The 23130-nt window shown below is 60.2% G+C and carries 29 protein-coding genes and 2 pseudogenes; 15 read left to right on the forward strand and 16 right to left on the reverse strand.

The window, feature by feature from the left end; all coding sequences use genetic code 11:
- The first annotated feature begins 315 nt into the window (after window positions 1–315).
- Window positions 316–507, forward strand: a complete 192-nt coding sequence (locus tag AC1DTN_RS28575; protein ID WP_439015469.1) for a DUF6494 family protein — start codon at window positions 316–318, stop codon at window positions 505–507.
- Window positions 508–569: 62 nt separating this feature from the next.
- Here the strand turns inward: AC1DTN_RS28575 and AC1DTN_RS28580 are convergent, their stop codons facing one another.
- The gene (locus tag AC1DTN_RS28580) at window positions 570–1064 is read right to left on the reverse strand and encodes a BA14K family protein (protein ID WP_477923638.1); all 495 of its coding nucleotides are present in this window, start codon (window positions 1062–1064) and stop codon (window positions 570–572) included.
- A 482-nt stretch (window positions 1065–1546) separates the two neighbouring features.
- Here AC1DTN_RS28580 and AC1DTN_RS28585 point away from each other — a divergent pair, with 482 nt between their 5' ends.
- The gene (locus tag AC1DTN_RS28585; RefSeq protein ID WP_439017238.1) at window positions 1547–2608 is read left to right on the forward strand and encodes a class I SAM-dependent methyltransferase; all 1062 of its coding nucleotides are present in this window, start codon (window positions 1547–1549) and stop codon (window positions 2606–2608) included.
- 220 nt (window positions 2609–2828) lie between these two features.
- On the opposite strand, the gene AC1DTN_RS28590 is transcribed toward AC1DTN_RS28585, so the two are convergent.
- Complete coding sequence (locus AC1DTN_RS28590) at window positions 2829–3224, reverse strand: hypothetical protein (protein WP_442205523.1); 396 nt, start codon at window positions 3222–3224, stop codon at window positions 2829–2831.
- A gap of 409 nt (window positions 3225–3633) precedes the next feature.
- Here AC1DTN_RS28590 and AC1DTN_RS28595 point away from each other — a divergent pair, with 409 nt between their 5' ends.
- Entirely contained in the window at window positions 3634–4155 is a 522-nt protein-coding gene (locus AC1DTN_RS28595; protein WP_442205522.1) for a hypothetical protein, read from the forward strand.
- A 132-nt stretch (window positions 4156–4287) separates the two neighbouring features.
- Here the strand turns inward: AC1DTN_RS28595 and AC1DTN_RS28600 are convergent, their stop codons facing one another.
- The 4 genes from AC1DTN_RS28600 to AC1DTN_RS28615 all read right to left on the reverse strand — a co-directional run bounded on the left by AC1DTN_RS28600 (window position 4288) and on the right by AC1DTN_RS28615 (window position 5439).
- Window positions 4288–4494, reverse strand: coding sequence for a hypothetical protein (locus tag AC1DTN_RS28600; protein ID WP_113321299.1), 207 nt, complete (start codon window positions 4492–4494; stop codon window positions 4288–4290).
- Window positions 4495–4533: 39 nt separating this feature from the next.
- A complete protein-coding gene (gene rpsU, locus AC1DTN_RS28605) occupies window positions 4534–4782 on the reverse strand; it encodes a 30S ribosomal protein S21 (protein ID WP_007819039.1) in 249 nt (82 codons plus the stop codon).
- A 28-nt stretch (window positions 4783–4810) separates the two neighbouring features.
- Window positions 4811–5101, reverse strand: a complete 291-nt coding sequence (locus tag AC1DTN_RS28610; protein WP_113321298.1) for a cold-shock protein — start codon at window positions 5099–5101, stop codon at window positions 4811–4813.
- Window positions 5102–5229: 128 nt separating this feature from the next.
- Window positions 5230–5439: a cold-shock protein gene (locus AC1DTN_RS28615; RefSeq protein WP_007819041.1), complete on the reverse strand. Its 210-nt coding sequence runs from the start codon at window positions 5437–5439 to the stop codon at window positions 5230–5232.
- Window positions 5440–5859: 420 nt separating this feature from the next.
- On the opposite strand from AC1DTN_RS28615, the gene AC1DTN_RS28620 reads away from it, so the two are divergent.
- Window positions 5860–6345, forward strand: coding sequence for a GNAT family N-acetyltransferase (locus tag AC1DTN_RS28620; protein WP_477923641.1), 486 nt, complete (start codon window positions 5860–5862; stop codon window positions 6343–6345).
- A 140-nt stretch (window positions 6346–6485) separates the two neighbouring features.
- Window positions 6486–6998: a GNAT family N-acetyltransferase gene (locus AC1DTN_RS28625; protein WP_439015473.1), complete on the forward strand. Its 513-nt coding sequence runs from the start codon at window positions 6486–6488 to the stop codon at window positions 6996–6998.
- Window positions 6999–7011: 13 nt separating this feature from the next.
- On the opposite strand, the gene AC1DTN_RS28630 is transcribed toward AC1DTN_RS28625, so the two are convergent.
- The gene (locus AC1DTN_RS28630) at window positions 7012–7425 is read right to left on the reverse strand and encodes a hypothetical protein (protein ID WP_477923642.1); all 414 of its coding nucleotides are present in this window, start codon (window positions 7423–7425) and stop codon (window positions 7012–7014) included.
- A gap of 408 nt (window positions 7426–7833) precedes the next feature.
- Between AC1DTN_RS28630 and AC1DTN_RS28635 the strand changes: the two genes are divergently transcribed.
- Window positions 7834–8151: a hypothetical protein gene (locus AC1DTN_RS28635; RefSeq protein ID WP_477923643.1), complete on the forward strand. Its 318-nt coding sequence runs from the start codon at window positions 7834–7836 to the stop codon at window positions 8149–8151.
- A gap of 194 nt (window positions 8152–8345) precedes the next feature.
- On the forward strand, window positions 8346–8720 hold the full coding sequence (locus AC1DTN_RS28640) for a hypothetical protein (protein ID WP_113321294.1): 375 nt from the start codon (window positions 8346–8348) through the stop codon (window positions 8718–8720).
- 356 nt (window positions 8721–9076) lie between these two features.
- Here the strand turns inward: AC1DTN_RS28640 and AC1DTN_RS28645 are convergent, their stop codons facing one another.
- The gene (locus tag AC1DTN_RS28645) at window positions 9077–9694 is read right to left on the reverse strand and encodes a TetR/AcrR family transcriptional regulator (protein ID WP_477923645.1); all 618 of its coding nucleotides are present in this window, start codon (window positions 9692–9694) and stop codon (window positions 9077–9079) included.
- 62 nt (window positions 9695–9756) lie between these two features.
- Between AC1DTN_RS28645 and AC1DTN_RS28650 the strand changes: the two genes are divergently transcribed.
- On the forward strand, window positions 9757–10941 hold the full coding sequence (locus AC1DTN_RS28650; protein ID WP_477923647.1) for a serine hydrolase domain-containing protein: 1185 nt from the start codon (window positions 9757–9759) through the stop codon (window positions 10939–10941).
- 107 nt (window positions 10942–11048) lie between these two features.
- Here the strand turns inward: AC1DTN_RS28650 and AC1DTN_RS28655 are convergent, their stop codons facing one another.
- Together AC1DTN_RS28655 and AC1DTN_RS28660 are read right to left on the reverse strand one after the other, a co-directional pair.
- Window positions 11049–11471: a cupin domain-containing protein gene (locus AC1DTN_RS28655; protein ID WP_477923649.1), complete on the reverse strand. Its 423-nt coding sequence runs from the start codon at window positions 11469–11471 to the stop codon at window positions 11049–11051.
- Window positions 11472–11598: 127 nt separating this feature from the next.
- The gene (locus AC1DTN_RS28660) at window positions 11599–11955 is read right to left on the reverse strand and encodes a hypothetical protein (RefSeq protein WP_113321290.1); all 357 of its coding nucleotides are present in this window, start codon (window positions 11953–11955) and stop codon (window positions 11599–11601) included.
- 97 nt (window positions 11956–12052) lie between these two features.
- Between AC1DTN_RS28660 and AC1DTN_RS28665 the strand changes: the two genes are divergently transcribed.
- Window positions 12053–12856, forward strand: coding sequence for a phosphodiester glycosidase family protein (locus tag AC1DTN_RS28665; protein ID WP_477923650.1), 804 nt, complete (start codon window positions 12053–12055; stop codon window positions 12854–12856).
- A gap of 200 nt (window positions 12857–13056) precedes the next feature.
- On the opposite strand, the gene AC1DTN_RS28670 is transcribed toward AC1DTN_RS28665, so the two are convergent.
- Window positions 13057–13518 carry an Lrp/AsnC family transcriptional regulator gene (locus tag AC1DTN_RS28670; protein WP_024324002.1) on the reverse strand — a complete coding sequence of 154 codons (462 nt, stop codon included), beginning with the start codon at window positions 13516–13518 and terminating at the stop codon, window positions 13057–13059.
- Window positions 13519–13655: 137 nt separating this feature from the next.
- Between AC1DTN_RS28670 and AC1DTN_RS28675 the strand changes: the two genes are divergently transcribed.
- On the forward strand, window positions 13656–14648 hold the full coding sequence (locus AC1DTN_RS28675; RefSeq protein WP_477923651.1) for an ornithine cyclodeaminase family protein: 993 nt from the start codon (window positions 13656–13658) through the stop codon (window positions 14646–14648).
- Window positions 14649–14677: 29 nt separating this feature from the next.
- Here the strand turns inward: AC1DTN_RS28675 and AC1DTN_RS28680 are convergent.
- Both AC1DTN_RS28680 and AC1DTN_RS28685 read right to left on the reverse strand, forming a co-directional pair.
- Window positions 14678–14797 (reverse strand): annotated as a pseudogene (locus tag AC1DTN_RS28680) (IS5/IS1182 family transposase); the annotation flags it as partial.
- 94 nt (window positions 14798–14891) lie between these two features.
- Window positions 14892–15440 carry an isochorismatase family protein gene (locus AC1DTN_RS28685; protein ID WP_442205512.1) on the reverse strand — a complete coding sequence of 183 codons (549 nt, stop codon included), beginning with the start codon at window positions 15438–15440 and terminating at the stop codon, window positions 14892–14894.
- 398 nt (window positions 15441–15838) lie between these two features.
- Between AC1DTN_RS28685 and AC1DTN_RS28690 the strand changes: the two genes are divergently transcribed.
- Window positions 15839–17437 (forward strand): GMC oxidoreductase, encoded by a 1599-nt coding sequence (locus tag AC1DTN_RS28690; RefSeq protein ID WP_477923652.1) that lies wholly within the window; start codon window positions 15839–15841, stop codon window positions 17435–17437.
- 34 nt (window positions 17438–17471) lie between these two features.
- On the opposite strand, the gene AC1DTN_RS28695 is transcribed toward AC1DTN_RS28690, so the two are convergent.
- Window positions 17472–18083: a TetR/AcrR family transcriptional regulator gene (locus AC1DTN_RS28695; protein ID WP_477923653.1), complete on the reverse strand. Its 612-nt coding sequence runs from the start codon at window positions 18081–18083 to the stop codon at window positions 17472–17474.
- A gap of 118 nt (window positions 18084–18201) precedes the next feature.
- Here AC1DTN_RS28695 and AC1DTN_RS28700 point away from each other — a divergent pair, with 118 nt between their 5' ends.
- The 3 genes from AC1DTN_RS28700 to AC1DTN_RS28710 all read left to right on the forward strand — a co-directional run bounded on the left by AC1DTN_RS28700 (window position 18202) and on the right by AC1DTN_RS28710 (window position 19493).
- Window positions 18202–18582, forward strand: coding sequence for a DUF4267 domain-containing protein (locus AC1DTN_RS28700; RefSeq protein ID WP_477923654.1), 381 nt, complete (start codon window positions 18202–18204; stop codon window positions 18580–18582).
- Between the two features lies 1 nt (window position 18583).
- A complete protein-coding gene (locus AC1DTN_RS28705; RefSeq protein ID WP_477923656.1) occupies window positions 18584–18904 on the forward strand; it encodes a DoxX family protein in 321 nt (106 codons plus the stop codon).
- Between the two features lie 211 nt (window positions 18905–19115).
- A complete protein-coding gene (locus AC1DTN_RS28710; RefSeq protein ID WP_442205507.1) occupies window positions 19116–19493 on the forward strand; it encodes a hypothetical protein in 378 nt (125 codons plus the stop codon).
- 21 nt (window positions 19494–19514) lie between these two features.
- On the opposite strand, the gene AC1DTN_RS28715 is transcribed toward AC1DTN_RS28710, so the two are convergent.
- Together AC1DTN_RS28715 and AC1DTN_RS28720 are read right to left on the reverse strand one after the other, a co-directional pair.
- The gene (locus AC1DTN_RS28715; RefSeq protein ID WP_477923658.1) at window positions 19515–20432 is read right to left on the reverse strand and encodes a DUF1003 domain-containing protein; all 918 of its coding nucleotides are present in this window, start codon (window positions 20430–20432) and stop codon (window positions 19515–19517) included.
- 162 nt (window positions 20433–20594) lie between these two features.
- A pseudogene (locus AC1DTN_RS28720) lies at window positions 20595–20705 on the reverse strand (TetR family transcriptional regulator); the annotation flags it as partial.
- Window positions 20706–21313: 608 nt separating this feature from the next.
- On the opposite strand from AC1DTN_RS28720, the gene AC1DTN_RS28725 reads away from it, so the two are divergent.
- Window positions 21314–23071 carry an SIR2 family protein gene (locus AC1DTN_RS28725; RefSeq protein ID WP_477923660.1) on the forward strand — a complete coding sequence of 586 codons (1758 nt, stop codon included), beginning with the start codon at window positions 21314–21316 and terminating at the stop codon, window positions 23069–23071.
- Window positions 23072–23130 lie beyond the last annotated feature (59 nt).

Raw genomic sequence — 23130 nt, forward strand, 5'->3', positions numbered from 1 at the left:
CCTTTGATCCTGGCGGAAAGATGCCTTTGATCCTGGCGGAAAGATGCCCGGCCCTAGCTGGTTTGCAAGCAAACCACCGGGGTTGGCTGAAACGGGTCGCCTGATCGATCGGCCGGCTTGGCCGTAGATCTGGGCTACGACGCGCGCCGGCCGGTCGACCATCCGACTCCGTTTGAGCCAACAGAATGCTGCAATCTGACCAGGAAAGGCTCTAGGATGCGCCGGCGGCTGCATTATTGACACCGCACCTCCCATCCAGCTTTCCTGATCGCTCGCCTTCCCTTACAATCCCTTCCGGACACAGAGGACTCCACCATGAGCGAAGACGCCTTCAACATGTCGATCCGCAAGTTCCTGAAGGAAGTCGGCGTGACCTCACAGCGCAAGATCGAGGAGACGGTGCGTGACCACCAGATCGGCGGCAAAAAGCTGAAGGTCCGCATGACGCTGACGGCGGAAGGCACCGCCCTCAACCACGTGGTAGCAGGCGAAATCGAACTTCCGTAGGCAGGCGAACGACGCGATCAAGGCAAGGCGATGAGTGTGACGCCGGCCGCTCTACGCGCCCATCAATAGTAAGGCGAGACGCACGCCTGTCGTGGACCGTGATAGGGCTGGAACGTATCGTCGTAAGCTCTGTAGGACCGGTAACGCGCATAGCACCAGCGCACATGTCCGTTGCCGCCATAATAGGTCTGGCGATAATAATAGCGTGGCGCGTAATATCGCGTCGAGCCGTAGTAGTACGGACCGTCATAGGTCGAGCCGTAATAGCCCTGATCGTAGTAGCTGGGGCCATAATATCTAGGCTGCGCCAGCATTCCGCCGATGATCGCGCCTGCGGCCAGGCCGCCGAGCGCCCAACCCCAATCGTTGCCACCATGGTGGCGATAGTATCCGCCGTGATAGCCGCCATAGTAGCCGCCATAGCCGCCACGGTAGCGCACCGGTTGCGCCTGTAGCGCCTCGACATCAGGGGCGACAATGGTGGGAAATGCCACGGCCGGCGGGGCGCTCGTCAACGCCGCCGTGAGCGACAGGGCAATGATTGCGAGCCTCTTCATTGGCTTCACCTTTCCGTCTAAATCGCAGCCGATCATTATAACGCGGAAAGGACGGCGTGGCACTTAATTTCCAAGCGGGGACGGTGTCTCTGGCTGACTTTAGTCGCCATTTCTCCCGCGGCGGTCGATCCGTCATGCGCCACCGCTGGCGGCTCTGCTGCCGAATTCCGCAAACCGCTCGCTCCCTCCAGATCTCTGCGCTTGTCGCTATCACATGCGAAGGACAGGCCATGTTGCTGCAACGCTTCAACCTGTGGCCGTTGACACGATCGGATCGCCTCCAAGCTTTCCACGTCGCCCTCACCCGCCCTTGTCACCCGAATGCAGCATTGACTGACCCGCGCCTCGACCTACAATCCCCACAAGGTCGATCCATCGGGCTGGGGTTAACGCATCTTGAGGAGGGTGCCATGCCTAATACTGATCTGCCGAAAGCTGAAAAATCGAAACAGGCCAAGCCAAAAGCCGATATGCCGAACGGCATGAAGCAACCTGACATGCAGAAAGTCGACGCACTCGTCGGTCGCCTCGTCGGCGATCTCGGGGCTGGGGTGTCAGGCGTTCTCGTTGTGCTCGGTGATCATCTCGGTCTGTTCAAGGCGATGATGGATGGGCGGCCGCGCTCCTCGATGGAGCTTGCGGAAACGACCAGCCTCACGGAGCGCAATGTGCGCGAATGGCTGGCCGCCATGGCGGCCTCCGATTACATCACCTATCACGAAGCCTCCAACAAGTTCGCCATGACGCCCGAGCAGGCGCTGGTCTTTGCCAATGAGGACAGCCCCGCCTTCTTCGGCGGCGCCTTCGAGATTGTGCAGTCCATGTGGATGGACGAGCCGAAGGTGGAGGAAGCCTTCAAAACGGGGCGCGGTCTCGGCTGGCATGAACACAGCACCTGCCTCTTCCGCGGCACCGAGCGCTTCTTCCGGCCGGGCTATAACAGCCATCTCGTGACCGAGTGGATTCCGGCGCTGAAGGGCATGAAGGAAAAGCTGGAACGCGGGGCCGAAGTCGCCGATGTCGGCTGCGGCCACGGCGCCTCGACCATCCTGATGGCCCAGGCATTCCCGAAATCGCATTTCCACGGCTTCGATTATCACGGTCCGTCGATCGAGCGGGCAAAGCGCGCTGCGAAGGAAGCAGGTGTGGCCGACCGGGTGACCTTCAGCAAGGCATCCGCCAAGGATTTTCCGGCCGGCGACTATGATCTGGTGGCCATGTTCGACTGCCTGCACGACATGGGCGACCCTGTCGGCGCCGGCCGCCATATCCGCGAGACGATGAAAAAGGACGGCACCTGGATGATCGTCGAACCCTTCGCCCATGACGGCCTGAAGGACAACCTAAACCCCGTCGGCCGCGTCTATTACGGCGCCTCGACGATGATCTGCACACCCGCCTCCATGGCCCAGGAAGTCGGCCTCGGGCTTGGCGCGCAGGCGGGCGAGATGAAACTGCGCAAGGTGGCGCTGGATGCGGGATATCACCACTTCCGCCGCTCGAGTGAAACGCCGTTCAACATGATCTTCGAGGTGCGGAACTGAGTGGGGTTGGGTTGAGCTAGTACGGCGCGGTCCCCCCCACCGCCCCTCATTCCCTCCTCGTGCCGGCACGAGGGATGTCACAGGAATCCAGCCTGCCCAAGTCCTTGGGCAGGAGAGACTTTTCCTCTTAATGCATGAGTCATTCACCGCGCAGACGCGCGGTGGGTGGATTCCTGTGACAGGCACAGGAATGAGGGAAGTTGGGTGCCGACAGCTGCAATTAGCGCCGGCCTGCCGCCTCTCCCCGCGAACAACGCAACATGGCGAGCCACTGGAAATAGCCGAGCGTAGCAATGAGCAAGAGTACCGCTCCAAGGCCCATCCACATCAATGATAGGGTTGCGGAGTCGTCGTGGGATGTCGAGATGCCCCAAAGAGTCCACAGCGGCCGGACGACGCGATAGGCGATGTAGGCTGCATAGATCTTGGAAAAGGTGCTCCAATATCGACGGTCTATTATCTCAAGGTCGAACCCATAGCTGAGTACGGCCGCAACGCCAAAAAGCTGCATGACGCCGTCGACAAACATCTCGAACGTGGGCTCATTGCTATAGAGAATATAGACGCAATCCAGGAGCCAGAGGCAAAGCGCTCCCGCAAATAGTTTCCACAGCATAAGGTGCCCCGAAGTTCGCTTGTTGTCTTGATAGTATCGCCTGGAGATATCAATTTATGCGAGCATCGAGCCGCGAAGTTGATGCCGTGGTAAATGAACTGTTAGGGCAGTAGCGCGGTTGGCTTTGGGCGCTGCGTTGCCTGCCCTGCCGAAGTCCGGGCCGGTCCGAAAGTCTCGGCCAGTCCTTCTATTCCCCATTATTGGCGAGATAGGCTGGGCGCCGACTCCTCCCCACCCTCATTCCCTCCTCGTGCCGTCACGAGGGATGTCACAGGAATCCAGCGCGCCCCAGTCTTGGGGGGCGAGAGGCTTTTTGCGAAAGCGGCCGCAAACAACCGTTCCCAGCCTTGAACAACCCGAAGATGCAGTCGATATTGCCGACGCTAGAATGCATCGGCAGGTACCTTGGATGTCCCCAAATAAATTTGTAGCCGCTTTCTGCGCCGTCATTACGTTGCCGGCGTCCACGTTTGCTATGGAATCGGCACAACTGATATCTGCACTCGAACGGTTTAATGACGGCAACGGCGCTCAGCAGTTAGCAATCAAACTGGCTGGGCTGGTTGAGAAGGCCGATAAGGTTGGCCTGGAAAGACTCGGTGAGCGGATCGAAGCCGAAGACGGGCCTCTGCTTTCAGAAATAGCGGGCGTGGCTCAACGTGAAGGAGATGAACGGACGAAGTTTGCAGCGGCCATGCGGCCATGCCAATACGCGAATATGTTCATCAGGATAATCGCCCTCGATATTGCAAACGGGACAGTCCGGCCCGTCATCAGGGGCGGAACGGTCATGATTGACGGGACGGACATGGATACCGATTTTGCGCAACACATGTGGAGATGCGAGATCCTCAGCCAATTGCCACATAAAACATCAATCGGCTCCAAATGTGCGATGACTGGAGTTTGCAAGGACGACCCCGACCTTTAAAGCCTCTTGCCCTCCTGACGGCGAGCCGAATCGATGTAGCGCCATCACCAAACGCAAAAAGCGGCGCCCAAAGAGCACCGCTTCAAAATCATCAATCATACCAAGCCGTAGCAAGGCGAGGCTCGAAAGCCCCTAGCCCTTCTTCGGCGCCCTGGTCTTCTTTGCCGGCGCCTCGGGGGCTGGCTGGGCGAGCCTCAGCGCGCGCAGCTTTTCCGTTTTCTTCTGCCGGGCGGCAGCTTCGCTTTCAAGGATGTCCCTGGCGACAGACGTCGTCTGCTCGGCCTTCGCCTGCGGCGAAAGCTTTTCGGGCTTGAAGAACGTGTCCTTCGTCTCGGTCATGCTTCCTCCTTCTCGATGGATCGGGAGACCGGGAAAAGATCAGCGACCGCCGCGGGCGGGCATCACCTTCTTCTTCGGTGCCGGCAGCAGGCCTTCGCGCTGCGCCTGTTTGCGGGCGAGCTTGCGGGCGCGGCGGATTGCTTCGCCCTTTTCGCGGGCGCGCTTTTCCGACGGCTTTTCATAGGCGCTGCGTTCCTTCATTTCACGGAACACACCTTCGCGCTGCAGCTTCTTCTTGAGCACACGGAGGGCCTGATCGACATTGTTGTCTCGGACGAGTACCTGCAAGATTTCTCCTTAATCAGCTTTGCTGCTGTTATTTCCTGATGCGGATCGAATTCGAATTGATCCAGCTCGATTTAGAACTTTCGGAAGCCGCCCGCACTTCGGTAGGCAGGGGCGCCGAGGGCGATGCCGCGACGTCTATATCATCCTGGCGGATGCTGCGCTCGAAATTCTCACTCTGGAACCGGACGCGATAATGGACGAAGCCCTGCGCGGCCGGCAGGACGGATAGAATGTTGCCCGAGCCCGAGGGCTGGACGCTGCCGAGAACGCCATGCTTGAGCATGATGGTGTCACCCGGCCGGTAACGACGGCTTACCATATCGTTCTCCACATGAAATCAAAATAAAAGGCCGGGACTGCTCCCGACCTTCCCCGGCCAGTTTCTGGCCTCTGTCTTCGTCTCCGCGCGCCAGTACATCCGTGGTCGCGCGAAGTCGTGACAAATTCTTAGGCAGCGCGGAGGTTGTCAGCAGAGCTCTTGCCCGAGCGACGGTCCTGCACGATGTCGTAGGTGACCTTCTGTCCATCTGCGAGCGAGCGCAGACCTGCGCGTTCAACTGCAGAAATGTGGACGAAAACGTCGGTGCCGCCGTTATCCGGCTGGATAAAACCGAAACCCTTGGTGGCGTTGAACCACTTGACTGTACCTGTATTCATAACGATCTCCTTTCAAAGCAACCGTTGAAGTTCCCCGCGATACCCTGCGGGATTGGGTCGATTATTTGGAAGGAAATCTGACGAGAGCGCATAGGCTCTTCAACGACGTCACAAGCAATGGTCGATGAAGGCAATATAAGGTCAAATTTAAATTTGGCAACAGAAATCAGCAGAAAAACTTAAAATCGCTGGCAAGTTCCGGCTGTAAACGGCTGATTTAGCACCGGAATATTTGCTCGCGTTCTTGCTGCTGGAGGGCTGCGGAACGTCGAAAAAGCTGACCGTATGCCGTGTGGCCATCCCTCTGTCCTGCCGGCCACCTCCCCCACAGGTGGTGAAGATTCGCTGGGAACACCGGCTCCCCTCTGGACGACGACACCGATCGGATGCAGTCTGACGACAGTGACAAGGGGGCGTGTCATGTCCGGGGACATCATCATCCGCGAGCTTTTCGGCATGGATGAAATCGCGACGATCTTTCCGCTCAACAGCCAGGTCGGCCATTTGAGCGAGGCCGTCTTCCGCGATCGCATGTCGGCGATGATCGCGCAGGGCAATTACCGCTGCAACGCCGCCTATATGGGCGAGCGCATGGTGGGCATCTCCGGCTTCTGGACCGGCACACAGCTCTGGTGCGGCAAATATATGGAAGTGGACAATTTCTCCGTCGACGAGGAACTGCGCAGCCGCGGCATCGGTGCGGCGATGATGGCCTGGATGGAGGCGGAAGCAGAGCGCACGGAATGCGCCGTCATCCGCCTCGCCATGATCCTCGGCCGTGAGCGCACGCATCAGTTCTATCAGAGAAACGGATATTTCGATGACGGGCTGCTGATGGTGAAGGCGCTGAGCCTGGGTGCGGCCGAATTTCCGGAATATGTGCCCGGCCCACCCGTCGCTGGATAGCCGGCGTCGGGCAGCCTAAGGCGTCATCACGCGTGGAAGATATGGCCTTGGAACCGGCCCCGATGTAGGAAGGATCTCCGCGCACCCCCAGCGTTTCGATTAAAAGCAGCGCCTCGATTAAAAGCCCACGGGAACGACATATGGCGACGAAGCCGGTTGAACATGCTGTAAGGATCCGCCTTGCCAGGCCCGCCGACATGGAAACCCTCGGCGGCTTCGGAGCCCTGCTCGTCACGCTGCATCACGAACTGGACGCCAAGCGCTTCATCGAAGCGGCAAAAAGCACGCCGGCGCGCTATGCGCAGTTCCTCGAAAGCGAGCTCGCTCTGCCGGAGACGGTGCTCCTCGTCGCCGAAGATGAGGGCGCGCTGGTCGGCTATGCCTATGCCGCGCTCGAAGGCTTCGACTATATGTCCCTGCGCGGGCCGGCAGGCGTCATCCACGATCTCTTCGTCGATCCGGCGCGGCGGCGCGAAGGCGTTGGCCGCATGCTGCTGGAAGCGACGATGGCCGGCCTGAAATCCCTCGGCGCCGAACGCTTCGTGCTGTCGACCGCCTACCGCAACGAGACCGCGCGCAGCCTGTTCGCCGCCATGGGCTTTCGCCCGACGATGGTCGAGATGACGCGCGAAGCGGATCAGGACGTCGGCTGACCGGCGTAGAAGCCTAGTTTAGCACCAGTACATTGAACGTGGTGTCCCTGATCAACCCGTCGCCGTGGGGAGCGCGCAGGACGAACTTGTCTTTGCCCGTATATCCGCCCCTGGCGGTATAATAGAGAACGAGACCCGGTACCTCGACATTCCGGCAGCGGGCATACTGTCCGCTCGCATCGGGAAAGACACGCTCACGCGCAATCTCGACACGTCCATGCTTCGGAGCCTCGACGATACGGGTGACCGGCACATCTGCCAGCCTGCAGTTATTCTTGATGTGCCAGTGCTGACCGAGCTTCGACCGCACGCCCGTCATCACTGTTCTGGATACGGATTGCCGCTGATAGCTGTCGGCAGCTTCCGTCGGGCCGGACACGCTTGCCGCCAAAGAAACGAGAGCCAGAGTTGCAATGAATTTTTTCACAATATCCCCTCCGGCATGCAGCTGCAGGCCTATCCGAACCCTATGGAAAATCAATTTTGAATTGCGAATTTATGCCGTGCCGTAACACCGCAGATTCGACCACAGCAAACGAAGATAAACAGCTGTTACAGCAATGCAACGGCCCGTAGCCCAGCCCCTTCAGAAAGATCAGACGGGCATACTGTTCTGCCATCGGTCCGCCATTTTCTGCAATCATCCCTAGAAGTGGCCGGGGTGGATGATGCGTTCTTTCAAATGGGGATTTCGATGAAGTCATGTCGTGTCGCAGCCGCAATCCTTGCGTCGCTTTTTCTGGGGCTGACAGCCTCACAGGCTGCCGCCTGCAGTTGCAAGAAAATATCCGATAAGCAGAGATTTTCCAGTTCCGACCTCGTGGTGAGAGGCCGCATGAAGCTGGTGACCTACGGCGTCGGTCTTCCGGATTCGCTGACCGATGGGAAGCCGACCCGTATGACACGCGGCGATTTCGAGATCGACAAGGTGCTGAAGGGCAAGATCGAAGGCAAGACGCTTTCGATCTATACGGGCACCGGCATGGGCGATTGCGGCCGGCTCGACGCTTTCCTGGGTGCCGCCATCTATTACGATTCCGATAAATTCGCCGTCTGGGAATTTGGCCTGTCGAAAGCCGAACAGGGCGGGCAGACCTTCTATTTCACTGGGATCTGCGACTACATGAAAACCCCGACACCACAGCCGGAGTGAGCTTTGGCACCCTCCACCGGTATCCGGCTACCGGATATCCTGTGCCCTATATGCGCCATCGCGAATAAAATTGTGCAGTGCGGCTCTCCTGTCTTGCGCCTGCCTCCGGTTGGCGGTTTTTGGGAACTTCTGGCTGCAGGGAGAATTCATAGAATGAAGCCCCCTCGCCCTTCTTCGCATGGCAGGAGTGGACCATGGCAAAGGCAACTGAGTTCAAGACCATCAGGGCGCTCGCCGTAGCACTCAGCGCCGCCCTGCTTTTCAGCGGCGCCGCCAAGTGGCCGGCCTTGCCGAACTCGGGCTTTTTGATCGGCCGCGGTGCTGCACCCGAAGATGTCGATAACGGAACGGCGATCTTCGCAGCCGGGCATGATGGCAGCAGCGATGGAAAGCCGCTCGATATCGAAATCCCGCAATACGGCTATTTCCGCGAACAGGACAAATACGTCATCATCCTGCAGGCCGAGAAATATGACGGGCAAAGCATCATCGGCGCCGAGACATTCGATGGCGAGAAGGTGGTTGGCCTGATCGACGAGTTCGAGCTGCTGGGCGTCCACGCCCGGTAGTTTTGTACGCCCGCGCACGGCCGGGGGTGGCACATAAAAAAGGAGGCTCGTCGGGAAGGACGGCCTCCAATTTGCGTCAAGTCGGCCCAGCTCCACAAGGCCGATCTCACCCTAGCCGTTAGCCGGGCAATCGCCACCCCCCAATCGGGTGATGTTTTGCGGGATTACGAAGATTTTCGAGAAAACTGAACGGATTCAAAGGTGTATTCCGTTACGTGAGGCTCGTCTGGGTGGAATTCGGCCTACCGCTCTCCTTAGGTAAGCTGCGGTCGACGATAGCGGGACGGCAGCACCGCCCACGCGGCACGCCCCTCCTCACTCTTCATACAGGCGCCAACCCGCCGCCTCCTCCACCATCACACCCGCCAGCGCTCCAGCTGCGCAATCGCCATGTCGGCAATGTCTCGCAAGGTCGCCGTATCCGCGCCATCGCGCGCCTGCACCGCCATGCCCTGGATGATCGCGCCGAGGAAGCGGGCGAGCGCGGTCACATCGGCATCCGGGCGCAATTGCCCTTCACTGATGGCGCGCCGCAAACGCTCCACGAAGCGGCCGACATTGGCCTCGCGCAGCTGGCTCATATGGGCGGCGACATCGATATTCTCGACGGCGGCCGTCAGCACCGCAGTCGAGATCATGCAGCCAGGCGGATAGCCGGGTCGGGTGAAATTGACGGCCGTGTCCTCGAGCAGCGCGCCGAAGGCATCGACCACGTCTTCCGCCTCCTGCCAGCCGCTTTCGCCGACATTGTGCAGATACCAGCTCACCGCATCGCGGTAGAGCTCGGCCTTGGAGCCGAAGGCGGCATAGAGGCTTTGCGGCGTGATGCCCATGGCCTCCGTCAGGTCCGAAATCGAGGTGCCCTCATAACCGCGCTGCCAGAAGAGGATTGCCGCCCTGCTAAGCACCTCGGCGCGGTCGAAAGCCGGTGGACGGCCGCGGCGGCGCTTTTCTTCATTTATCACAGTGATCACTCTTGAAATCCTTTGGCGCTCCGTTATTCTGGAGTGGTCATTGTGATAATAGGAGGATCGTGATGTCTATTCCAGAGCAAATATCGGGTCCAGAGCAAAGATCGGAGCCGAAAAAAAGATCGCCGGCGCTTGATCGGGCGATCGACAGCGCCATCGCCGAGCGGCGCATCGTCGGCACCGTCGTGACCGTGCTGAAGGATGGCGAGATGGTCTATCGCCGCGCCGCCGGCCTTGCCGACCGCGAAGCCGGCCGTCCGATGGAAGCCTCGCTGGTCTTCCGGCTCGCTTCGCTCACCAAGCCGGTCGTCACTGCTGCCGCCATGCATTTCGTCGAGACGGGCGCGATCAGGCTCTCCGATCCCGTCACCGCCACCCTGCCGGATTTCCGCCCGGCACTTGCCGATGGCAGCCGGCCGGTCATCACGCTGGAACATCTGCTGACCCACACATCCGGCCTCGGCTACGGCTTCATCGAGGGGCCGGAGGGCGCCTATCGCAGGCTCGGCATTTCCGACGGTCTCGACCTCGTGGATTTCGACCTGGACGAGAATATCCGTCGGCTGGGTGAAGCCCCGCTCGCCTTTGCGCCCGGCAGCGCCTGGCGCTATTCGCTCGGCATCGATGTGATCGGCGCGGTTCTGGAGCGCGTGGCGGGTGCGCCGCTGCAGGAGATCGTCGCAAGGCATGTCACCGGCCCGCTCGGCATGGCCGATACCGGCTTTCTGGCGCGCGCGCCGGAACGTCTGGTCAAACCCTATCTGGACGGCACGCCTGAGCCGGAGGCCATGCGTGATGGCAGCACCACGGGCAACGCCATCTTCTCGCCGTCACGCGCGCTTGCGCCTTCCGCCTATCCCTCGGGTGGTGCAGGCATGGTCGGCACGGCAGACGACATGCTGCGCTTCTTCGAGGCGATGCGCACCGATGGCGGCGGCATCCTGAAACCGGAGACCCTTGCCGAAATGCGGCGCGACCGCATCGGCGCGTCCGCCCAGTCGGACGGCCCCGGCTGGGGTTTCGGCCTCGGCTGGGCAGTGCTCGCAGATCCCGCCGCCGATGCCTCGCCGCAGGCGCCGGGCACGCTGCAATGGGGCGGCGCCTATGGCCACAACTGGTTCATCGACCCCGCCAACGGGCTGACCGTGCTGACGCTGACCAACACGGCGCTGGAGGGCATGTGGGGCCAGTTCAAGACAGATATCCGCAAGGCAGCCTATGCGGATTTCGTGGGAACGCTCGCAGCATGACGGACTGCGGTGGCCATCCTCGCTGGAGGACGCTCTGACCTTTGAACCGACGCATCAGGCTTTCCGAAAATCGATTCCGATTTTCGGGCCGATGCTGTGGCCGCCGCCTACCCCGCTGCCGGCACCAGCCCGTAGCGGCCCATGATCGCCTTCACCTTCTCCAGATCAGGTGGCCCGCCGGCGGCCATGAGATCGGCAATTTCACGGAAATAGGCAGGGCCGAGCACGCCGGGGGTCAGGACGTTCAAGACGGTTGCCGGCTCTTGGCCGTCATTGCGGAAGGAATGCACCACGCCGCGGCCAATGAAGGCTGACCCGCCCGGCCCGATCACCTGATCGGCGCCGTCGATGCGAAAGGTGAGCGTGCCCGAGAGACCATAGACCACTTCATCCCAGCTCTCATGATAATGCGGCGCCGGCACTTTTGCCTGCGGCGCGACCGTCATGCGGAAGAGATCGAGGCTTCCGGCCGTATCATCCTTGCTGTGCAGGAATTCCAGCGCCAAACCGCCGATCCTGATCGTCTCCATGAGCGCATCCTTTGCGGTTATGTCACTGGCTGGTGGGCAGGATATACCACAGAAGCGGCTGGTCAAATGGGGCTTGAATTGACCGCTGGGTTTGGCGCTGACCAACCGGCCTCTCCCGCACTGCTGCTCAGACGCCCTCCACGGCAAGCCAGATGACGCTCGTGACGAAGAGGAGGCAAAAGCCCGCGGCGATGCCTGCGAAAATGCCGGCGGCAAGGCTCGACTTCCGCCCGACCCACCAGGTGACCGCCGGCGGTGCGACCAGCAGGCAGAGCGCCTGCAGCACCACGACAGGACCCAACCGCATATCGAGGTCGGAGATGACCAATGCCAGTGCCACCACCCAGAGGAAGATACCGCCGAAGACGATGATACCGGCAACTGCGCCGAGCGCTGCGCCATAGGTCTTCCGGACCCGTCCGGTCTCCCAAAGGGCGGGCGGCAGGGCCAATATCCATGGCAGCAGGTCGGTCAGAGTGTGCATGCGGCCAGCTTCGCAGGCAGACGTTAATTTGGTCCTCGCTCTCGCCTTCTTTCCCCGTCATCAGCTACGAGTCACGGGTTACGAGTCAGGAGATGCCATGCTTCGCACCATGTTCGCCTTTGCCCTGCTTCTTGCCGGCGCGTTTGCCGCCAGGGCAGAGGCTCCCGATGCAGGCGGCACGCCGGCACCTACTGACCCCTGCACGCGCCAGAGCTTCGAGGGCGCCGCCTATATCGTCTGCGATGTCGATCCCGCAAAGGCGGATCTGCGCCTGTTCTGGAAGGATGCCGGGGGCAAGCCCTATCGCAGGTTTTCGGGCGTTGCCGATACTGTCACCAGTGAAGGACATCGGCTCCTCTTTGCCATGAATGCCGGCATGTACCGCGAGGATTTCACGCCGATGGGGCTTTATGTCGAGGATGGCAGGGAGCTGATCCCGGCCAATACGGAGGCGCCACCCAAGGTTTCCGGCCCGGTGCCGAACTTCTTCAAGCAGCCGAACGGCATCTTCTATCTCGATGAGACCGGCGCCCACATCATCCCTACCGGGGATTTCCTGAAGCAGCGGCTGAAAACGCGCCTCGCCACGCAATCCGGCCCGATGCTCGTCATCGCGGGCAAGATCAATCCGATCTTCATACCAGGCTCGAGCGACCGCACGCGCCGCAACGGTGTCGGGCTCTCAGCCGACGGCACGCTCCGCTTCGTCATCAGTGAAGGCGACGTGAATTTCCACGATTTCGCAAGCTTCTTCCGCGACGAACTCAAATGCCCCGACGCGCTCTTCCTCGACGGCGGAAACGGCACCGGGCTCTATAATCCGGCGCTCGGCCGCAACGATACATCCTGGCACGGCGGCTACGGGCCGATCCTCGGGCTTGTGGGCGAGAAGCAGGGCTAGGTGGCGTGGACACTTGTCTGATCGATAAGACGATGGCGGCGACGCGCGACTACCGACAGACCACGGGAACCGGCGTTCGCTCCCCGGTTTGCCGCAGAATGAAAGCGATCTGCACCTCCGTGAACTTCGACTTTTTTCATGCCGAAAACTCCGTCTGGACTGGAATTTCCAGCCTCAACCGGTCCGGAAAATCGGAGGTCTCAAAGCGGCAACAATGCGTCAGGCTTCACATCACCGATTGATGCGTAACTGTGGGTTTCTCTGACGCCAGGAAGCGGCAGAATGACCCGCTGCAGGAATTCCTGAAACGTCGCCATATCAGCTATTCGTGCTTTGACCAGGTAGTCGAAGCCACCAATCACCATATGACATTCGATGATTTCGGGTGCCTTCGCAACAGCCTCTGCAAAGCGGTCGAAGACGTGCGGCGCGGTGTGATCGAGCCTTACCTCGATAAAGACGAGCGTGCCGCGTCCGATCTTTGAAGGCTCGAGCACAGCCCGCACAGCGCGGATAAAGCCTTCACTGAAAAGCCGCTTGATGCGCTGCGATGCGCCGGTGGGTGACAATCCAACGCGTTCGGCGAGGTCAAGAACAGTCCGGCGACCATCTTCTTGCAATAGCCCGAGCAGCATCCGATCGACACGGTCCAAGTCACTCATTTCCGATTCACACTTTCTTGGGTTAGAATGCGCGACAATCACGCAAAGAAGTCGAAATTACTATATTTCGTCGCGCCGTTTGCCGCAATACGGTTGGAAAGTAACCAAACCCCAACCAGACGAAGGCAAGCAACATCATGGACAGAACCCAACCTGCCTTAAGCACTCACACCAAAGGTGAGATCAAGATTCTCTCGCTGAGCGAAGCGGAGGTCAAAACATGCATCGACCTGCGCAAGCTGCTCGACGCGCTAGCGGACGGGTTCAAAGCGCTCTCCGACGGTCGTGTCGTCAATCCAGCGCGGCCACAACTCGATATTCCGAATGCGGGCTATTCGTTGGCGATGCCGGCCTGGATGAAGGGAATGCATTTGACCGTAAAACTGGTCAACGTGTTCGAAGGCAATATCGCCCGGGGCATCCCCAGTCACCTCGCAACAATACATCTCTTCGATCCAGAAACAGGAATGCCTGTTTGCATTATGGATGGTACCTACATCACGGCCGTACGCACGTCTGGCTCAGCGGTCCTCTCGGTGCGAGAACTCGCTAGGCGCAATGCCAAGGTCGCAACCGTCGTGGGCGCGGGCGTTCAAGCTAGCCAGCACCTTCACCTGTTGCCGCTCGTTCGCGATTTCCAGGAAATTCGAGTGTTCTCTAAAGATTTTGCTGATGCGCAGGCGCTGGCTTCACGTCATTCAGGCATCACTGCCGTCGAGGACCTCGAGGCGGCGATACGCTCTTCAGATGTTGTGTGCCTCGCGACGCACTCCTATGTCCCCGCAATATCCGCAGAATGGGTTCGACCAGGAACGCACGTGTCCTCGGTTGGTGTCGCGCCGCCCGGCGGCGAACTTCCGATCGATTTGATCGCTCGCGGCACCCTCTTTGTTGAGACGCGGGATTCGTTCGCGCCAACACCCGTGGGCTGCTGCGAACTCGCAAATATTGATCCCGAGGCAGGCACCGATCTTGGTGCGATGTTGCTGGGGCAGCGATCAGGCCGGACGTCTGATCAGCAGATCACGATCTACAAGGCCATGGGCGTCGCCATGGAGGATATGGTGGCAGCCGACCTCGCTTACCGCGAGGCCAAACGCCTGGGTGTGGGCCAAGCTATTTCTCTCTAGACGGCCTGGACTGTTATCTGATCCATGGGACGATTGCTGCGATGGTGACGACGGCGAGGTAGTTTCTCGCCGTTTTCTCGAGGCGCGTTATGCGGCGATATCCGCTCCCATTGCTCATCACGCAAAATCAGACGATCCAAAAAACCCATGACTGTCTCCAGAAGACAGTCTTGAATCTGATTTGCTCAGCCTTGGGGATCCCAAGAGTCCACACGACCTGGGCGTTGAACTCAGGCCGCCCCATCAAGCCGGCTGCATGGCCGTCAGCTGCCGCGTCTCGACGATCTCGGCGAAATCGGATTTCAGATGCGCCATCGTCACGTCGAAGATCGCGCGGGCCGATAGATGCGCATCCGGCAGGTCGAAGCCGAGCACGGCGTCGCTGACGACGCTCATCTTGAAGCCGAGATCCGAGCCAGCCCGCACAGTGGTATTGACGCAGAAGCCGGCGACCGCCCCTGTCACGACGAGATGCGTGATGCCGACCTCTTGCAGATAGCCTTCGAGCTCGGTCGACGCGAAGCCGGACGAGGTGCACTTGATGAAAACAGGTTCGTTCTCCCGCGCCACGGCACAGGGCATCGGCTGGTAGCCGGGCGCCGTCTCATGCAGCGCCGAACTCTCGTCTGCGTCGCGATGGCGGATATGGATGACCGGCTTGCGGGCGGCGCGGAAGGTGGCGGCGAGCTCTGCGATCTTTTCTCCCGCTTCGCCGTTCACACGCTCGCGCCCGGCATTGAGCCGCTCCTGCATGACCATCTGCATATCGATAATGAGGAGTGCGGTGGTCATGGTTCCCTGGTCCTTTTCCGCGCTTGAAGGGCTCTGGGAAAGCTCTAGCATTTGCGGCTGGCCAAGTCGCTCGCAAAACAGGGCAACGGGGTCAACAGGTCATCACTTCTGCGCCAGCGAGAAGTAGGAAGAGGCCGAAGCCTCGTGGACTTGGGCTGCAAGGGCGGCTGACGCCGTGCGCCTCCCACCTCGCATTCCCCGCCTCCCCTCGATCGAAACGGCAATAGCGACGTGACCCGATCGAAGTTTGCTCCAAAGGACGAAGCTGCAATCCGCATTGTCGATGCCGCCAGCCTTCATGGTTCCCCCAACAACCAAAGGCTGAATTCTCCAAAATTACATTACACCACACCGCAAAATACCGCTATGATCCCGCCATCATAGCCAGGGGTGGTGAAATGATTTCGTCGCTTCAAAACCTGCTCGCGGGGCGCGTCGATGTTTGCGTCGTCGGCTCCGGGCCTGTCGGTCTGGCGCTGGGCATCGCGCTTGCCCGGTCGGGGCTTTCGGTCGCGCTCCTGGAATCCGGCGGCAAGGCGATCTCGGAAAAGACGAACCGGCTGGCGTCTGCGGCCTCCATCAGCACCGCCCACCATGCCGAAGCGAGCCTGACGATCCGCCGCGCGGTCGGCGGCACCTCGAAGGCCTGGGGCGGCCGGTGCGTGGAGTTCGACGACAGCGACTTCGATGGCAGGCCGGCGCGCGGCGATGCCCGCTGGCCGATCGAGCACAGCGCCTTCAGGACCTACTATGACGATGCCCGCACCTTTCTCGGCGCCGAACTGCCTGACGTCGAGATGCCTGACATGGAAGGTGAGTTCGAACCCTCGATCGAGAGCTGGGCCCGCGAGCCGGATATGGCCAAGGCGCATGGAACGCTGATCGAAAGCCTGCCGAACCTGCACCTCGTCACCCAGGCTACCGTGATCGGGCTCGATCTCGATCGCGAAGGCGCCCGCACGAAACGGCTCATGGTGTGGCATCGCGGCAAGCTGCATTCCGTGGGGGCAACGATCTTCGTGCTGGCCTGCGGCGGGCGCGAAAATGCCCGCCTGCTGCTGGCTGCGCAGGAAATCGCGCCGCGGCTTTTCGGCGGCGTCGATGGCCCGCTCGGGCGCTATTACATGGGACATCTGGCCGGCGAGCTCGCCCGCATCCGCTTCACCGATCGCAGCTTCATGGAAAAGATGTTCTTCCGGCGCAACGGCACCGGCGCCTGGTTCCGCTCGCGGCTGATACCGAGCATCGCCCTGCAGAACGAGCACGATCTTTTAAACAGCGTCTTCTGGCTGCGCAGCCCGCCGCTGGAAGAGGTCTACGCGACGGCGGGCGCGCGCGCCACGCTGAACATGTTCAGGGCGATCACCGGCAGGCGCAAGATGCGCCGGCTGTCCTTCAAGGCGAGCGTCTCCGACACCACCTCGCTGTCCGCTATGGTCGCAAACCCCATGCAGAGCTTCAACGCCGCCCTGCAGCTGACGACGGCAGCGCTGAAATCCGAACGGCAGCCGAATTTCTTCGTGAAGAACGGCGAACATCTCTACTGGCTCGCCTATCATGGCGAACAGCGACCGGTCGCTTCCAACCGCGTGCGGCTGAGCTCCGAGGTCGATGAAACCGGCCTGAAGCGGCTGGCCGTCAGTTTCGACTTCGACGAGGAGGATCTCGCCTCGCTGATCAGGTGCCATCATGCGCTGGCGGAATGGATCGGCAAACGGCGGATCGGCACCTTCGAATGGCTCCATCCCGAAGACGGCCTGCAAACCGCCGTCCGCCGCCAGGCGCTCGACGGCTACCACCAGATCGGGCTCACCAGAATGGGCGCCTCGCCCCGCTCGAGCGTTGTCGATGGCAACTGCCGCTGCCACGACCTCGAAAACCTCTACGTCGCCGGCAGCTCGGTCTTCCCGGTCTCCGGACAGGCCAACCCGACATTGCCTGCTGTGGCGCTGGCGCTGAGGCTGGCGGACCATCTGAAGGGGGAGTTGCGGGGGTAGTTCAAGCTTCCTCCGCCCTGCCCGGCACCAGCAGTCATTCGCCCTGATGATGTGGGCCACGGCTCGGCGGGTTGCCTCCCCCATCCACGATCGCCCGGACGACGAGCGCGATGCGTTCGTCACGCATGCCGGGCCGAATGCGGCCCGACCGTTCGAGCTCGGCAAGCCCGTGCAGGGCCGCCCAGAAGGTCTCGGTCACGATCTCCGCATCGGCGCAGAACGGAGAGACCGCTGCTGCCAGCACCTCGAAACCGGCCCGAAGCTCCGCTCGCGTGTGGGCTTCCGCGAACCGCAACTGGGTCGGGAGGATAAACATCGCCTGGTAGAGCGACGGGCGGCTATGCGCGAAGGCAAAATAGGCCATGGCGACATCCGTGAGGACATCTCGTCGGTCGTGCGCCCCGTCCACCGCCGCCCGAAGAACGGCCGTGAGCTCCCTGAAGCCCTCGACTGCGACTGCCGCTACGATCGCGTCCCTGTTCTCGAAATGTGAATAGAGAACCGGCTGGCTGTATTCGATCTCCTTGGCCAGACGGCGGATCGTGACGGCGTCCCATCCCTCGCTCTCCGCAATTGCACGGGCTGCCGCGACGATACGATCTTCGCGATCGGCGCGTTCCCGGCTTTTTCGCTCTGCGATACCCATTCCCAACCTCCATGCCCTGCCCGCTGACATCAGGATCATATCACGGCTTGAATATCTAGCAACGCTAGCTTATATCTAGCACTGCTAGATTATTTCAAACCGCTAGAAGGATGGCGTGATGGATTGGCTTCTGAATGGGATCGGCCTGCTTGTGGCCCTCGCAATTATCGCGATCGGCACCGGCTATATTGCGAGCCCGACGACCATGGTGCGCAGTTTTGGCCTGCCGCTTCCTGGAAATGACCCTGACATCCCCTCGTGGCTTCGCCTCAAGGGCGTTCGCGACATCGTGGCGGGATTGCTCGTGCTTGCCTTCATGCTGTGGGGTGTCCAACGCGAGATCGGCATCGTCCTGCTGATCGAGGCAATGATCCCTGTCGGCGACATGCTGGTCATTCTCGCGGCGAAAGGCTCCACGAAGAGCGCCTTCGGCATTCATGGCCTCACGGCTGTGATCATGCTCCTGGTGGCCGTTCCCATGATCACAGGTGCGCACTGAGATGGTTCATGTTCTCTCACTCTGGTTCCTGGCTGTCGCATTCTCAGGCGCGGGGATCGTCAATGCAATCGGCACATCAGGCACGCGAAGCGATTTTGCCCGGTGGGGCTATCCGCGCTGGTGGGGTATTTTGACGGGCGGACTTGAAATATCGAGCGCCGCCCTGATTGCGCTTCCCGCCAGCCGCATTCCTGGCCTGGCGCTCGGGGCGGTCGTCATCGCAGCCGCGATTTTCACTGTTCTGCGCCACCGCGACACTCAGCACCTTCCGCCGCTGAGTGTCTTCGTCAGCCTGATCGCTCTTGCCACGATCTCATCCTGAGCACCATGAGCATATACCCTGACGGGATTAACGTGGTTGTACAATTCAGGATAGCACAACATCTGTTAGAACATTTTCCGGGCGCCAATGATCTTTCATACCATAATCAGCAATGGCTAATTGTTGTTATCGGCACCTGGAGTGCATCATTTCCCCGGCAGGTTGGGAAGACGCAGTCGAAGATCATCGACATCCAGGTGGAGGAAGAACCATGAAGCGCATCGCAGCTCTCGCAACGATCCTTGTTTTCGGCGCATTCCCCGCAATCGCCGCGACCGCGATGACCGGCAAGGAACTGACGGCCCTGTTGTCAAACGGCAAGGAACTCACCCTGGGTGGGCCGAAGGAAGGATATAGCGGCACGCTATCCATATCGAAGGATGGGACCGCCAAGGGTCAGGTCAAGCTCGACAACGGTGACGTGATCCCGATCGAAGGCAAATGGCACATCGCCGGCAACAAGTTTTGCCGAACCTGGAAAGACGGCCGGGACGCCGGAAAGGAAATCTGCGAGACCTGGAACAAGACCGGCCCGAACTCCGTGCGCGTCATGAACGGCAAGCGCGATCTCGGCCCCAATTCATGGTGATCGCCGAACCGGCTGGACCGGCTATTCCCCCTTTTCGTCGGTCTCGTCCGCCGTGGGCTTGGTGCTGAAGAGGCTCTTGAGCGCATTGGTCTTGGATTTTTGCGCCTTGCTCAACTTCAGTGCGCGATTGGCGGCCTTGGCCTGTTCCAGCATCATTTCGATCTGGATCTGCTGGATCTCCGTCAGCCGTTCCCACTGCCGGTTCAACAGGTGATCGACCTTTTCATGCAGGTGGCGGATTTCCAGCTCGGCCTTGAGATTGACCTTGTAGTCGTTGAGCGCCCGCAACCGGTCCTTCGCTTCCTGGCGGCGCTGGCTCATCATGATGATCGGCGCCTGCAGGGCGGCAATGGTCGAAAGGATAAGGTTCAGCAGGATGAAGGGATAGACGTCGAAGGCAGCCTTCTCGCCAAGCAGCAGGTTGATCCCCATCCAGACGGCGAGGAAGAAGCAGAAGGAGATGATGAAGGTCCAGCTTCCGCCGAAGGTCGCGACGACATCGGCGACACGATCGCCGAGCGAACGGTGTTCCTCGTAATCCTCTTCGATGTTTTCGGCGAGCGTGTCATGGGTCTTCAGGCTCTCGACGACCTCGTCTTCGAGGTTGGAGAGCTCGCCGCGTTCGTCGCGCAGCAATTCGGCAATGTACTGGCCGCGATAGTCATCGACCATCTTGCGGCTGATATAGTCGTCCGAGCGGATGCCAGGGTGTTTCTGCCGCACGAAATCGGCGAGCGCGGGACGCAGATCGTCAAAATGGAAGGCGTCCTTCTTCTTCAGTGTGTGGCCTGTGATCGCGTCCACCAGCTTGACCGACTTTGCCTTCGCCTGCGCCAGGCTCTTGGAATAGTCGTCTATCTCGACGGTGGCGGCCTCTCCGTGCCCGGCATCGAAGTCGACGATTTCTCCTGTTAAATCCAGGGGCTTCTCTTCTGCCATCTGCTGATCCTCGCTGCCGATTTTTCGCCCGTCTAGCCATCAATTCCAACAGGATTGTGACATGGATTTCGCCGGAAAATGAGAGGCCTGATGGGTGCGGCGGAATGCCGCCTCACGCAGCAAGAACTCATTGGGCTGGGCGTCTCGGCGGAGGCAGGCTCGGTTGCCTCCCCCATCCATGATCGCCCCGATGACGAGCGCGATGCGCCGGTCGCGCATGGCGGGCCTGATGCGGTCGGAGCGTTCGAGCGCGACAAGCCCGTGAAGTGCCGCCCTGATCGCGCTTCCGACCGGCCGCATTGCCGGCATAGCCCTCGGAACGGCCATCATCGCCGCCACGATCGCAACCGTCCTGCGCCACCGCGACTATCGGCATCTGCCGGCGCTGAGTGCGTTTGTGGGGCTGGCGGCGGCGGTGGCGGTTTCGTTTTGAGCGTTTGTCCGCTTGGGGGCCGATGGCCGACCGTCCGTCGTTGAGGCGTTAATCGACCGGTAGCGGAATGGGTCTACGGGCGGGCCAATGAACAACTCTCAGGCCGGGCTTTTCGTGTGCAGTGAACGCTCGGAACCACCTGGTTCGGGCGCAAAAGATCGCTGACGCCTCGAATACGCTAATCTCAGCGCCGTGAGCCTCACGATCTCATCTCGTGGACTAGAGGGCATGAGTCCAGATGGAACAGCGAAATGCCATTCAGTTGCATTGCCTGAGCAGACCCCTCTTACTTCACTGGCGAGCGGTTAGTAGGAAAGCGCCGATTGACAGTCCTATAGAGGCAATGCGTTTCCGTGGACGACTTGATGGACGCCTGCTAAACACACCTTCTGAGGGAATCGTGCGTCGATCAGAATGCGATCAGACGGCGTCGTATAGGGGAATAGGCGTGGCGCTCAGTCCGACGGCCAGCACCATCACGGTCAGCGAGGTGGTGGAGAAATTTGACAGTGACTTTGCTTCAGTCGCCAAGGCTGTAGAAAACGGCGAATTCGCATTCTGGGTCGGATCGGGGATTTCAGGTCAGGCGCCGAGCCTGGGCGATCTTATTGAACGCGCCTTTGACTACATTCGTCAACGTGCATGCGATCCGGTACTGAAAGACAGGTTTCTACCCGCATTCGAGGAGATTCTTGGTCTTGCCGAGCTTGATCCGGCGCCGTTGGCTGGACAATTCAAGCTTCCCATCGCGGATTGGCCAGAGAGAAAGGCTATCCGCGATCGCCTATGGAACAAGTATTCGCGGGTACTTGATGTCCGGATCCAGGGGACGCCTTCAGACTTCATTCTGTGGGATGCGGTCGACATCAGGGACGCCTTTCAGCACCCAAAGCCGCCGGGACCTGAGCATTTGTGCATCGCGGTCTTGCTTCTCGAAGGAGCCGTGAAGGAAATTGCCTCAGCGAATTGGGATGGTTTCATTGAGGTGGCGGTGGAGAGACTAAGCGGCGGAACTCCAGGAGTTCTCCAGGTCGTCGTCGATCCCAACCAGCTCCGCGGACCGGCAGGGCGCGCAAGGCTGCTAAAGTTCCACGGCTGTATCGTCCATGCCTCCCATGAGCCGCTAGTCTTTCGCAGATTTCTGACAGGCAGCCATACGCAGATTACCGGCTGGCCGCAGAATGCTTCATTCGCAGCCATGCAAAACACAATCACTGACTTGGCGACAACCCACAAGACCCTCGTTCTCGGGCTTTCCATCCAAGACAACAACCTTCAGACCATCTTCAATAAGGCCACTGCGATCCATCCCTGGCCTTGGCCGCCGAATCCTTCTGCGCCAGCGTACGTGTTCTGCGAGGACGCGATAAGGGAAGGACAACGCGACGTCCTGAAACAAGGTTATGGCGATGCTTACAACGACAATATCACGGCGGTACATGATGCCACGCTTCTGAGGGCTTGGGCCGCAAAGGTGTTGGTTGGTCTTGTTCTTCAGCTTCTATCGGACAAGCTCTCGAAGTTGATGGAGCTTGAGTTGGCAAGCGTAGGCAAGCCTTTGATAGCGAGTGATCTGACCCCCCTTCTGAAGGCGATGAGAGACAGTGTCGCAAGCTTGGCAGTTCCTGTACCCGGCAGACACGATCTCAGCGACTTTGTTAATGAGGCGTTAGTGTTGTGGTCACGCATGCTTTCATTGTTTCGGCGCGGCACGCTCCCACAGAATGGCGATGCCTACGAAACGTTGACAAGCTCGACGCCGAACCTAATCGCTGCCGATCAGAACGCCCAGGCTATGGCGCTAGGTAAACTTGGAATTGCTCTTTCCTTGCTTCAAGATGGGTGGACGGCTGGTCGGTGGGAGCTTCTAAAGCCAGCGTCAGACGATCTCGGCGCCGGTGCCCTGACTGCCCGAAGTACCCGGCCAGGCGCGACCAACCGACAAGTATTCATAGTAAAGTCTGCTTCCGAAGCTATCCAGCTTCAAAGTGCAGGAGCCTTCGGAAGCGGAGAGGCCATCGTCCTTCACGGCGACAACTCATGGCATAAGATGGTCTCGGGACCGGCGAGCCCAAGGCGCGTCCGCTCGCCGCCGGGAAGGACCGGGACGATCGGAGACACGCATATCAGTCTGGCCGAGCTCGTTACAAACTGTGCAGACGCTACTACATTGAAAGCGGCATTCGCTTCGGAGATGATGCTTTGAGTACATCGCCAATTGTCAGAGCCATCCAGGACCGACTTCAGGATGCAGGCTATCATAGC

The sequence above is a fragment of the Rhizobium sp. 01T444 genome (assembly GCF_056398305.1).

Bases quoted from the DNA above. Each gene is read 5' to 3' on its own strand.
- AC1DTN_RS28600 (WP_113321299.1), bottom strand. From the start codon at position 4,494: ATGACCGAGACGAAGGACACGTTCTTCAAGCCCGAAAAGCTTTCGCCG.
- AC1DTN_RS28625 (WP_439015473.1), top strand. From the start codon at position 6,486: ATGGCGACGAAGCCGGTTGAACATGCTGTAAGGATCCGCCTTGCCAGG.
- AC1DTN_RS28700 (WP_477923654.1), top strand. From the start codon at position 18,202: ATGGATTGGCTTCTGAATGGGATCGGCCTGCTTGTGGCCCTCGCAATT.
- AC1DTN_RS28665 (WP_477923650.1), top strand. From the start codon at position 12,053: ATGCTTCGCACCATGTTCGCCTTTGCCCTGCTTCTTGCCGGCGCGTTT.
- AC1DTN_RS28615 (WP_007819041.1), bottom strand. From the start codon at position 5,439: ATGAATACAGGTACAGTCAAGTGGTTCAACGCCACCAAGGGTTTCGGT.
- AC1DTN_RS28690 (WP_477923652.1), top strand. From the start codon at position 15,839: ATGATTTCGTCGCTTCAAAACCTGCTCGCGGGGCGCGTCGATGTTTGC.
- AC1DTN_RS28685 (WP_442205512.1), bottom strand. From the start codon at position 15,440: ATGACCACCGCACTCCTCATTATCGATATGCAGATGGTCATGCAGGAG.
- AC1DTN_RS28595 (WP_442205522.1), top strand. From the start codon at position 3,634: ATGTCCCCAAATAAATTTGTAGCCGCTTTCTGCGCCGTCATTACGTTG.
- AC1DTN_RS28575 (WP_439015469.1), top strand. From the start codon at position 316: ATGAGCGAAGACGCCTTCAACATGTCGATCCGCAAGTTCCTGAAGGAA.
- AC1DTN_RS28620 (WP_477923641.1), top strand. From the start codon at position 5,860: ATGTCCGGGGACATCATCATCCGCGAGCTTTTCGGCATGGATGAAATC.
- AC1DTN_RS28660 (WP_113321290.1), bottom strand. From the start codon at position 11,955: ATGCACACTCTGACCGACCTGCTGCCATGGATATTGGCCCTGCCGCCC.
- AC1DTN_RS28640 (WP_113321294.1), top strand. From the start codon at position 8,346: ATGGCAAAGGCAACTGAGTTCAAGACCATCAGGGCGCTCGCCGTAGCA.
- AC1DTN_RS28705 (WP_477923656.1), top strand. From the start codon at position 18,584: ATGGTTCATGTTCTCTCACTCTGGTTCCTGGCTGTCGCATTCTCAGGC.
- AC1DTN_RS28710 (WP_442205507.1), top strand. From the start codon at position 19,116: ATGAAGCGCATCGCAGCTCTCGCAACGATCCTTGTTTTCGGCGCATTC.
- AC1DTN_RS28580 (WP_477923638.1), bottom strand. From the start codon at position 1,064: ATGAAGAGGCTCGCAATCATTGCCCTGTCGCTCACGGCGGCGTTGACG.
- AC1DTN_RS28585 (WP_439017238.1), top strand. From the start codon at position 1,547: ATGAAGCAACCTGACATGCAGAAAGTCGACGCACTCGTCGGTCGCCTC.
- AC1DTN_RS28635 (WP_477923643.1), top strand. From the start codon at position 7,834: ATGAAGCTGGTGACCTACGGCGTCGGTCTTCCGGATTCGCTGACCGAT.
- AC1DTN_RS28715 (WP_477923658.1), bottom strand. From the start codon at position 20,432: ATGGCAGAAGAGAAGCCCCTGGATTTAACAGGAGAAATCGTCGACTTC.
- AC1DTN_RS28695 (WP_477923653.1), bottom strand. From the start codon at position 18,083: ATGGGTATCGCAGAGCGAAAAAGCCGGGAACGCGCCGATCGCGAAGAT.
- AC1DTN_RS28610 (WP_113321298.1), bottom strand. From the start codon at position 5,101: ATGGTAAGCCGTCGTTACCGGCCGGGTGACACCATCATGCTCAAGCAT.
- AC1DTN_RS28650 (WP_477923647.1), top strand. From the start codon at position 9,757: ATGTCTATTCCAGAGCAAATATCGGGTCCAGAGCAAAGATCGGAGCCG.
- AC1DTN_RS28655 (WP_477923649.1), bottom strand. From the start codon at position 11,471: ATGGAGACGATCAGGATCGGCGGTTTGGCGCTGGAATTCCTGCACAGC.
- AC1DTN_RS28670 (WP_024324002.1), bottom strand. From the start codon at position 13,518: ATGAGTGACTTGGACCGTGTCGATCGGATGCTGCTCGGGCTATTGCAA.
- AC1DTN_RS28675 (WP_477923651.1), top strand. From the start codon at position 13,656: ATGGACAGAACCCAACCTGCCTTAAGCACTCACACCAAAGGTGAGATC.
- AC1DTN_RS28590 (WP_442205523.1), bottom strand. From the start codon at position 3,224: ATGCTGTGGAAACTATTTGCGGGAGCGCTTTGCCTCTGGCTCCTGGAT.